Origin of the sequence: Staphylococcus sp. HMSC034C12 (genome assembly GCF_001835895.1) — a bacterium.
In the GTDB taxonomy this organism is placed as follows: domain Bacteria; phylum Bacillota; class Bacilli; order Staphylococcales; family Staphylococcaceae; genus Staphylococcus; species Staphylococcus hominis.
On record NZ_KV826336.1, the window covers coordinates 1 to 2,453 of the forward strand.

A 2,453-nucleotide genomic window follows, 5' to 3' on the forward strand; every position below is an offset into this window, starting at 1 on the left:
TTTTTATTAACCGTTACTTCTGTTGAACGCATAAAACCAACTAAATTTTTCTTAACTTTTGAATACATTTTTAATTTATTAAATGCTTTAGACATCTCTTTTAAACTTTGGTCTAAATGCTCGCCACTTATCGAATTTTTTGTAGAAAGTGTTAAAAATAACCAACGAGCTTTTGGTTTTTCTTTAACTACTTCTGCTATCACTTCTTGAGCTTGAGAACTATTTTTCATTGCACGCCTCCAGTTACAAACGGGACATAGTTTTGATTTACAAAACCATGTTTTATATAACTTCAAATACCCGTCATCGCTAGGTTTAAATTCTAAGACGTTACCACATTGTTTGACGTTATAAGCCTTTTTTATTTTTAAAATCTCAAGTATATCTGCATAACTTACATTGCTGATTTTCTTTTCTCTCCACGGGCGTTGTTTCCCATTTTTCGTCATATCTTTCAATGTTTCATTATCTTGATTTTCGTCTACACTTCTTGTAGTATAAAAATGCATAAAGAACCCCCAGTATTTGATTTTTGCTCGTCACATTAATCTTATTACTGGGGTTTTTTCATGTCAAATTTTCTTTTCACGCACAAAAATTAGATAAAACGTTGATATATCAAGCTTCAAGAGCATATTTTATCCTTTGAGTTATTTCTATATAGTATCAAGACAAGAAGAAACTCGTTTTCAACTCGTTTCTAAACACCTAAAAAAGAGCATAAAAAAATCTCTTAGTAAGAACAATCATCTTAACTAAGAGAGAAAGTAAAAAATCATTCAAAATACAGAGTGAATGTAATTTAAAATACACATCTTGAAGACTATAACTTTATTTTAACACAATTCATTATCACTAAAAATTAAGCAGCTTTTAGCAATTAAAAACACTAAAAGCTGCTGAGAAAAAATGATTTTAAAATGAATACAAGATCCAAAGATATAAAATATTGTGACCTCTTATATTTTCACTATAACATACAAAAAAAATCTCTTAGCAAGAATTACATTCTTAGCTAAGAGGAAATAAAGAAATGAAGATAAATAAAAAAACACTATAAAAAAATACTTTCTTGGAAGTATACCCATATCATAGCATACTTTAATATAATTTTTTCTAAAAATTAAAAAGCAGTTTTCAGCAAATTTAAAATCGACTAAAAACTGCAATCAATGAAATAAAAAAGACAAAACGTAAGTATACAAATCTAAAATTTAAACTCAACAATATAAAAACACCATAACATACTGAAAAATATAAATAAATAATTGCTTTATTCCAATTGCTTTTTGGTTGGAACCTACAGGGCATTATGTGTTGTTGAGTTGGTACTTTCTTGGGATTAATCCCAATTCAATTCCCAACCAACTCGCTAACTAGTTAGCTAACACATTGCCCATTCCAACCAAAAATTTTCTCGGCATAAATGCGTGTTCTAATATTTAACAATCTAAATAATTTTATTGCTTTATTCATAATTTATTTTTAAAATGACTGTGTCCTTATGGACAATAAATACACTATCTTTGGTTTTTACATACTTTGTGTTTAACTAACTTTAATTAATTTAAACTCGCTCAAAGCCATTTCTTTTTTTAAGAAGTGGCTCATTTTATTTTGTCTAAGATATTTTAAATCTTAGAATACCCTTATTTGCAATTTTAAGATACTTTTTAGAGCATTTAGGGGTATTTCATATATATTTATACCCAAAACAATTTAACGGCTCTTAAAACGCAAATATGAGCTAAATTTAAAAATTAGAAAAAAACCTAAAATTTTTGCTTAACCAGTGTCGAATTTTTTAGACACTGCCCATCTACATGCAAATTTAAAAATTGGCATAAAAGCTGGGTAAACGTGCCGTTTAATCGCATAGTTCCTGCAGGGGCAAAAAAGCATAAAAAAACGCTAGCTTTTCAGCTAACGTTACACATTTTTTAAAAAATAATTTTGTTTTTCAAAATTCCAAATCGCAGTAATTGAATGTGCTTTTTCTTCTTCGTCAGTTATCGCATCATCATCACTTGTTTTTATTAAATCGCCATTTTCTGCGTCATCTAAATTTAGAATTTTATGTTTTTGTTTAAGTAAACCACCGTAACTTAACATTCTTTTTCTGTGCAAACCTTGTTCTAAATCTTGAACAATTTCGGCGTCTTTTTCTTGATTACCTGTTAGATAATCTGATGACTTCACAGAGTATTTTGATGTTTCTTTAATTGCTGCTTGTATATCTTTATCGCCTTTTTTATTTGGTTTAATTGCTTTAATATTTGCGACTGGTTTGTAATCAACTCGAAGTGCTTTTTGCCAAAGATCAACCCATTCTTCTTGGGTAATATAATTTTCTTTTTTTCTAAAATACGCATTTTCAACACACAATAAAACATGCATGTGTTGATTATAACTACCGTCTTTTTTATTAACCGTTACTTCTGTTGAACGCATAA

General features: G+C 28.5%; 2 protein-coding genes. Both read right to left on the reverse strand.

Annotated elements, in window-relative coordinates:
- On the reverse strand, positions 1-509 hold a 509-nt coding region (locus HMPREF2629_RS10935; protein ID WP_141756720.1), incomplete at its 3' end, for a protein rep.
- 1,420 nt (positions 510-1,929) lie between these two features.
- Positions 1,930-2,453, reverse strand: a 524-nt coding sequence (locus HMPREF2629_RS07965) for a protein rep (RefSeq protein WP_070813267.1), incomplete at its 5' end; no start/stop codon positions are given.